Source organism: Alteromonas abrolhosensis, from assembly GCF_001953635.1.
In the GTDB taxonomy this organism is placed as follows: domain Bacteria; phylum Pseudomonadota; class Gammaproteobacteria; order Enterobacterales; family Alteromonadaceae; genus Alteromonas; species Alteromonas abrolhosensis.
The window spans coordinates 295,891-302,922 of record NZ_MEJH01000006.1; the positions used below are offsets into that span (position 1 = coordinate 295,891).

Consider the following 7,032-nt stretch of genomic DNA (forward strand, 5'->3'; position numbering starts at 1 on the left):
GCGCCATCAATAGGATAACAATAACTATGATAACCCTACGCCTTAGTTTGATGATGTTCCTCCAGTTCTTCATTTGGGGAGGCTGGTTTGTAACATTAGGCACGTATCTATCAAATACCCTGTCTGCCAACGGTGGGCAAATTGGCATGGCCTTCTCAACCCAAAGTTGGGGCGCCATCATTGCCCCCTTCATTGTGGGCCTTATTGCTGACCGATTCTTTAATGCAGAAAAGATCCTCGGCTTATTACATATTGTTGGCGCCGTGCTTATGTACTTTATGTATCAAGCGAATGATTTTGCCAGCTTCTACCCTTATGTGTTGGCTTACATGATTGCGTACATGCCTACGCTTGCTTTGGTTAACTCAGTGTCATTCGGGCAAATGGTTGACCCATCCAAAGAGTTCGGAAAAGTTCGTGTGTGGGGCACTATCGGCTGGATTGTGGCAGGCCTTATGATTAGCTATGTCTTCTCATGGGATTCTGCCCAGTCTATTGCCGATGGTATGCTCAAAAACACGTTCTTATTGTGCAGCGTTGCTTCGCTAATGTTGGGCGTATTCAGTTTTACACTGCCAAACACGCCACCTCAATCTGGCGGTAAAGCGGTAACTATACGCGACATTCTTGGCTTGGACGCGTTGGCACTGTTAAAAGACAAAAACTTCTTTGTATTCTTTCTTTCATCTGTACTTATTTGTATTCCACTGGCGTTTTACTACCAGAATGCGAACCCTTTCCTTACGGAAATAGGCGTTGAAAATGCAACGGGCAAAATGACACTTGGTCAGGTTTCCGAAGTGTTGTTCATGTTGGCTCTGCCGGTATTTTTGAACCGTTTCGGCATTAAAGCCACGTTGGTGATAGGTATGGCGGCGTGGGTTGTTCGTTATGCACTGTTTGCATACGGGAACGCTGACGAAGGCTTGTTCATGCTTATTGTTGGTATTGCGCTGCACGGTATTTGTTACGACTTCTTCTTTGTATCAGGGCAAATCTATACCAATGCAAAGGCGGGCGAGAACGTAAAAAGTGCAGCGCAGGGGCTAATTACCTTAGCGACATATGGCGTAGGTATGCTGGTGGGTTTCGCGGTTGCTGGCGCAATTACCGATACCTACACGATGGAAACAGGTGCGCATAGTTGGCAGCAGGTTTGGTTATTCCCAGCAGGGTTTGCCGCGGTTGTGTTAGTGCTATTCGCCATTCTGTTCAGAAAAGAGAAGGTGGATGCAGATGCATAACATTACCCGCAGAAAGTTACTTCAGAGTATGGCAATGACAGGAGCCGGTATTGCCGGAACAGGGTTGGCTGCTGCTAGTTTAGTTACTGCCATGCCCGCCGTAGCGAGCACAAAAGGAACGAACAGTAGTAATACTGTGAATACGCCACTTAAAGGTAATGTAAATCACTCAGTAAGCAGATGGACCTACGGCGACTTGAGCATTGAAGAGTTGTGTCAAACCGTTAAGGATTTAGGGTTTGGAGCCATTGACTTGGTAGGCCCTGAAGATTGGCCTGTGTTAAAGCAGTACGGCATCGACTCTTCTATGTGTAACGGCGCCGAGATAAGCCTTGAAGACGGCTTCATCCACAGTGAACTACATGATGAACTAGAAGCGCGTTATATAAAGCACATCGATTTGGTCGCTGATGCAGGCTATACAAATCTTATCTGCTTTAGCGGCAATGCCCGAGGCATGTCACGAGAAGAGGGACTTGAAAATGCGGTTAAAGGGTTAAAGCGCATTTTACCTCATGCTGAAAAACGCAATGTAGTGATTTTCATGGAGCTGTTTAACAGTAAAGTCGACCACCCTGATTACATGGCCGACAATTCTGCATGGGGAATAGAGCTGTGCAAACGCCTAGGCTCAAAGCACTTCTCACTACTTTACGATATCTACCACATGCAAATTAATGAGGGGGATATCATCCGAACTATTCGAGATAACTATCAGTACTTTGGTCATTACCATACGGCTGGCGTACCTGGGCGTCACGAAATAGATGCTTCTCAAGAACTCAATTATGAAGCAATAGCTAAAGCCATTGTCGAGACCGGATTTAAAGGCTACTTAGCACAAGAGTTTATACCCACACCGAAAACCAAAGCCAACAGAATAGCGTCGCTACAACAAGCGATCCATATCTGTGATGTGTAACGTGCGAACAGGCACAGCGACGAATTAAGTTTTAAGGACGTGTTATGGCGAGTAACGAATATGATGCAATAGTTATTGGATCTGGTATCAGTGGCGGTTGGGCTGCTAAGGAGCTAACTGAAAAGGGCCTAAAAGTGCTCATGTTAGAACGTGGCCAAAATATCGAGCATATTAAAGATTATAAAAATGCGCATAAAGAGGATTGGGATTTTCCTCACCGAGATCTGCCTACTCAGGCTATGAAAGTTGACTACCCTGTGCTTAAGCGTGATTACCCGCTAAATGAAAAAACGTACGGCATGTGGGCAAATGAAAAAGAAAACCCTTATACCGAAGACAAGCGCTTCGACTGGTACAGAGGCTACCACGTGGGTGGGCGCTCACTGTTGTGGGGACGCCAAAGCTACCGTTTGAACAAAGAAGATTTCGAAGCCAATGCTAAAGAAGGCATTGCAGTCGACTGGCCTATTCGCTACGACGATTTGGCACCATGGTATGACTACGTAGAAAAATTCGCGGGTATCAGTGGTAATCGCGATGGCTTAGATGTATTGCCAGATGGTGTTTACCAGCCGCCAATGCCAATGAATATTGTAGAGGAAAGTGTCGCGGCGCGGGTGAAAAAGGCCTATGAAGGCGCGCGGCACATGGTGCATGGCCGCACTTCAAACATGACACAAAGCAAGCCCGAAGAAGGACGTGTTCATTGCCAATACCGCAATAAGTGCTGGTTGGGTTGTCCTTTCGGTGGCTACTTCAGTACACAAGCATCTACGCTTCCAGCTGCGGTTAAAACAGGTAACTTAACCCTTCGACCTTTCTCGATAGTAAAAGAGATCTTGTTCGACAAAGATAAGAAGCGCGCGACTGGCGTTGAAATTATCGATGCAGAAACCAACGAGACCTATGTATTTAAAAGCAAGATCATCTTTGTAAATGCGTCAGCACTTAACTCGGCGTGGGTACTGATGAACTCTGCCACAGACGTATGGGACGGTGGCTTAGGAAGCAGCAGCGGCGAGTTGGGTCACAACGTTATGGATCACCACTTTAGAGTCGGAGCTTCGGCTGAAGTTGAAGGTTTTGACGACAAATATACCTACGGTCGCAGACCGAGTGGCTTCTATGTGCCAAGGTTTAGAAACTGGGGAAGTGATAAGCGAGACTACCTGCGTGGATTTGGTTATCAAGGCGGCGCAAGCCGTTCAGGTTGGCGCAAAGACATAGCTGAGCTTGGTATAGGTGCTGGACTTAAAGATGCGATAACCGAGCCTGGTCCATGGACAATAGGCATGACAGCGTTCGGTGAAATTCTTCCGTATCACGAGAACAAAGTGTACTTGAACAAAAAAGTCACCGACAAATGGGGCTTACCAGTACTCGCAATGGATGTCGAGATTAAAGAAAACGAGCTTAAGATGCGCAAGGACATGCAGCAAGACGCGATTGAGATGTTTGAAGCAGCAGGTCTTAAAAATGTTCAAGGCTGGGATGCTGACTACGCACCTGGCATGGGCATTCATGAAATGGGCACGGCGCGTATGGGAAGAGACCCAAAAAGCTCTGTGCTTAATGCGCATAACCAAGTGTGGGATGCACCGAACGTATTTGTGACCGATGGTGCGGCAATGACATCGGCCAGCTGTGTTAACCCTTCACTGACCTACATGGCATTAACGGCAAGAGCCGCAGACTTTGCCGTAGAAGAGTTAAAGCGAGGAAATCTATAATGGAACGCCGAGAACTACTTAAACTCATCGCTACTGCTACAGGCACAGCATTGTTCGCAGGTAATGTACTTGCCTACACAGATGTGCCCGCTGTACCGCTTAGCGACACATTGTTTAATGAAAAAGATGTGGCCTTGCTGAATGAAATGGGTGAAGTGATCATTCCTCAAACTGACACGCCTGGAGCAAAAGCGGCTAACGTTGGTGCCACAATGGCTGTGCTGGTAACCGATTGCTACACACCTTTGCTTCAGAAGACCTTTCTTGATGGCATTAAGAAAATATCTTCGTTAAGTCAAAGTCGTTTCAACAAACAATTTGTTCAGCTTACCAAGCAAGAACGAGAGGCTTTATTTAACGACTTGGATGTAGAAGCGAAAGCGGCGAACCTTGCTAACGGTGTTTATCAAGGCGTTGAAACAGGAAAGCCAAGTCAGTGGGAGCCAGGTACCGATGAGCCAACCCCTCACTACTTTACGCTATTAAAACAGCTAACACTTTATTGCTTTTTCACGTCTCAAGTTGGCGCGACTAAAGTGCTTCGTTATGTGGCTATTCCTGGACGCTACGACGGTGCATTCCCTTACAAGAAGGGCGACAAAGCGTGGGCCACCTGAGCCTGCGCTATCGAGCTGCCAAACACAACACAGTTATATAACGGATAAAACAAGGTACTGACACTATGAATAAAACATTCGTCGCTTCAACAGTGGCTTTATTCATGCCACTTTGTGCATGTGCTACAGCAGATGCACAAACTGAAAAAAGCGAATCGCGTTTAACCCGCGAACAGCAGGCTGCTAAAACGGAAGTATGGGAGCCTGTTCCTGAAGTGGTTTCTTTTGATAAGGCGGGCGTGCCCTCTGATGCCATTTCTTTAATTGGTGATGACCTGTCTAACTGGACTTCAGTAAAGGAAGGTGAGGCTAAGTGGACGCTAGAAAACGGTGTACTAACTGTGAAGCCGGGAACAGGCGATATCAAAACGAAAGCAGAGTTTTGTGATATACAGTTGCACGTAGAGTGGAAAGCGCCGCAGCCAGAAGCGGGAATGGAAGGACAGCAGCGCAATAACAGCGGTATCTTCCTGCAGCAGCGATATGAAATTCAAGTCTTGGATTCATATCAGAATAAGACCTATCCCAATGGTCAAGCGGCAAGTGTTTATAAACAAACCATTCCTTTAGTTAACGCTATGAAGGCGCCTGGCGAATGGCAAACTTACGACATCATATATAAAGCACCAACCTTTAACGGTGAAGAACTAGCTACGAAAGGCTATGTTACGGTAATACATAACGGCGTAGTGGTTCAGAACCATACTGAAATTCAAGGTACAACAGAATGGATCGGTGCGCCTAAGTACAAAGCTCACGGATGCGCACCGCTTCAATTACAAGATCACGGCAACTTAGTAAGCTTTAAGAATATGTGGGTAAGACCACTTTAAAAAGCTAGCCGATAGATATCTTCAATCTCTTCAATACTCAATTGCTTGGGATTATTGCGAAGAAGGCGAGTTACTTTACTCGCCTCTTCTGCTAACTCCCCTACACAAGAAGGTGGAATATTAAAGTGGGTGAGTGAAGCGGGAATGCCTACGTCGCGACACAGTTTTTCTATAGCAACTAATAACAGTTTAATTGCTTCCTCTTTTGAATGATGGCGCTCACATACCTTTAATAGCTTTGCTACACAATAAAGTTTGTCTTGGCAGAACGGTGCATTAACTTTCAACACATGAGGTAGCATTACCGCGTTACTCATGCCATGTGACAGATGAAACCGTCCCCCCAGTGGATAAGCCAATGCATGTACTGCCCCTACGCCTGCGTTTCCAAACGCAAGACCCGCCATTAAACTGCCGGTGGCCATATCTTCACGTGCAGATAAGTTCTCACCATTGTTATAAGCGTGAAGTAATGAATTGAAGATAAGCTTGAGTGCTTTCTCTGCCAGAGCGTCGGTAATCGGACTAGCATTTACACTTATATAAGCTTCAAGCGCGTGAACGAATGCGTCTATACCGCTCGCTGCTGTAATGGACGGGGGGCATGTTTTTGTCATTTCAGGTGCAACGATCGCAACATCGGGTAGCAAGCAGTGGCTAACAATTCCTTTTTTCATCTGTGCTATCGGATCTGACAAGATAGCAATATTGGTAACTTCTGAACCTGTACCGGCGGTAGTAGGGATAACAATAAGAGGCAAGCGCCGTTTTGAAAGCGTATTTTCACCGAAGAGCTCACTGAGGGGGCCAGCATGATCGTATGTAGCTGCAAGTACCTTCGCACTATCAATTGCGCTACCTCCGCCAAGAGCGATAATTCCGTCAACTTGCTTCTCACGAAGTATCGCTAACTTATCTTCTATGATATTCACTTCAGGCTCTGGTGGAATGTCATCAATAATAAGTAAGGGTGAAGAGGGTAATAGTGTGAGTAGTTGATCAAGAAGACCTGATGAAGAAACGCCTTTGTCAGTAACGATGGCACATTCCTTTATAGATAATCTCGACATTTCATCGGGGAGAGCTTTTATAGCGCCAAGACCCGTTACGAGTTTTCCTGCGGTTTTGAATTCTGAAACCTTCATGCAAACCCCTCAATAATCCACGTACACGTTCAAATATCGTCTTACTAATTTATAGTACACAGCGTGACTTACCAATTAACTAACCTTATAGATCGTGAAAAGCGCGGTGAATTAGTGGTTTTTATGAACGTATTGCACATTGTTTATGCAAACGATCTAAAAATAAGGATTTTTTTAAAATACTTGTTGACGTGAGCGCTCATTTCCCTAAAATGCGCATCCGCTTCGGGGGAAAAGCAAAACAGCAACCCTCCTGAAGTAAGTCTCTACTACCTTTATAGGCCAGTAAAGGCGGGAGTTTAGAAGAAACGCTTCAGAAAATAAATTTTCAAAAAGTGTTGACAACGAAAACTTCCAGCGTATAATGCGCACCTCACTCGAACAGGGTGAGTCACTAAGAAGCAACGGCTTTTGGTGAATGTTCTTTAAAAATTTAGACAAGACAATCTGTGTGGGCACTCGTTAAGAGTGTCACAACGACGATTCATATTTCGATATATTTAATTGAAGAGTTTGATCATGGCTCAGATTGAACGCTGGC

General features: G+C 45.6%; 6 protein-coding genes. 5 read left to right on the forward strand and 1 reads right to left on the reverse strand.

Annotated features, from left to right (window positions below; genetic code table 11):
* The first annotated feature begins 26 nt into the window (after window positions 1-26).
* The 5 genes from BGK61_RS11570 to BGK61_RS11590 all read left to right on the forward strand — a co-directional run bounded on the left by BGK61_RS11570 (window position 27) and on the right by BGK61_RS11590 (window position 5,346).
* Window positions 27-1,244 (forward strand): nucleoside permease, encoded by a 1,218-nt coding sequence (locus tag BGK61_RS11570; RefSeq protein ID WP_076012783.1) that lies wholly within the window; start codon window positions 27-29, stop codon window positions 1,242-1,244.
* On the forward strand, window positions 1,237-2,166 hold the full coding sequence (locus BGK61_RS11575) for a hydroxypyruvate isomerase family protein (protein ID WP_076012786.1): 930 nt from the start codon (window positions 1,237-1,239) through the stop codon (window positions 2,164-2,166). Before BGK61_RS11570 ends, BGK61_RS11575 begins: the two co-directional genes overlap by 8 nt.
* Before the next feature lie 44 nt (window positions 2,167-2,210).
* Window positions 2,211-3,896 (forward strand): GMC oxidoreductase, encoded by a 1,686-nt coding sequence (locus BGK61_RS11580; RefSeq protein ID WP_015066066.1) that lies wholly within the window; start codon window positions 2,211-2,213, stop codon window positions 3,894-3,896.
* Window positions 3,896-4,513, forward strand: coding sequence for a gluconate 2-dehydrogenase subunit 3 family protein (locus BGK61_RS11585; protein WP_014947966.1), 618 nt, complete (start codon window positions 3,896-3,898; stop codon window positions 4,511-4,513). Before BGK61_RS11580 ends, BGK61_RS11585 begins: the two co-directional genes overlap by 1 nt.
* A 65-nt stretch (window positions 4,514-4,578) precedes the next feature.
* Window positions 4,579-5,346: a 3-keto-disaccharide hydrolase gene (locus BGK61_RS11590; RefSeq protein ID WP_076012784.1), complete on the forward strand. Its 768-nt coding sequence runs from the start codon at window positions 4,579-4,581 to the stop codon at window positions 5,344-5,346.
* On the opposite strand, the gene BGK61_RS11595 is transcribed toward BGK61_RS11590, so the two are convergent.
* Window positions 5,343-6,491, reverse strand: a complete 1,149-nt coding sequence (locus BGK61_RS11595) for an iron-containing alcohol dehydrogenase (protein WP_076012785.1) — start codon at window positions 6,489-6,491, stop codon at window positions 5,343-5,345. The genes BGK61_RS11590 and BGK61_RS11595 overlap by 4 nt on opposite strands.
* Between the last annotated feature and the right edge of the window lie 541 nt (window positions 6,492-7,032).

Excerpts from the sequence above, each read along its gene's own strand:
- BGK61_RS11590 (WP_076012784.1), top strand. The coding sequence starts at position 4,579 with ATGAATAAAACATTCGTCGCTTCAACAGTGGCTTTATTCATGCCACTT.
- BGK61_RS11575 (WP_076012786.1), top strand. The coding sequence starts at position 1,237 with ATGCATAACATTACCCGCAGAAAGTTACTTCAGAGTATGGCAATGACA.
- BGK61_RS11585 (WP_014947966.1), top strand. The coding sequence starts at position 3,896 with ATGGAACGCCGAGAACTACTTAAACTCATCGCTACTGCTACAGGCACA.
- BGK61_RS11570 (WP_076012783.1), top strand. The coding sequence starts at position 27 with ATGATAACCCTACGCCTTAGTTTGATGATGTTCCTCCAGTTCTTCATT.
- BGK61_RS11595 (WP_076012785.1), bottom strand. The coding sequence starts at position 6,491 with ATGAAGGTTTCAGAATTCAAAACCGCAGGAAAACTCGTAACGGGTCTT.
- BGK61_RS11580 (WP_015066066.1), top strand. The coding sequence starts at position 2,211 with ATGGCGAGTAACGAATATGATGCAATAGTTATTGGATCTGGTATCAGT.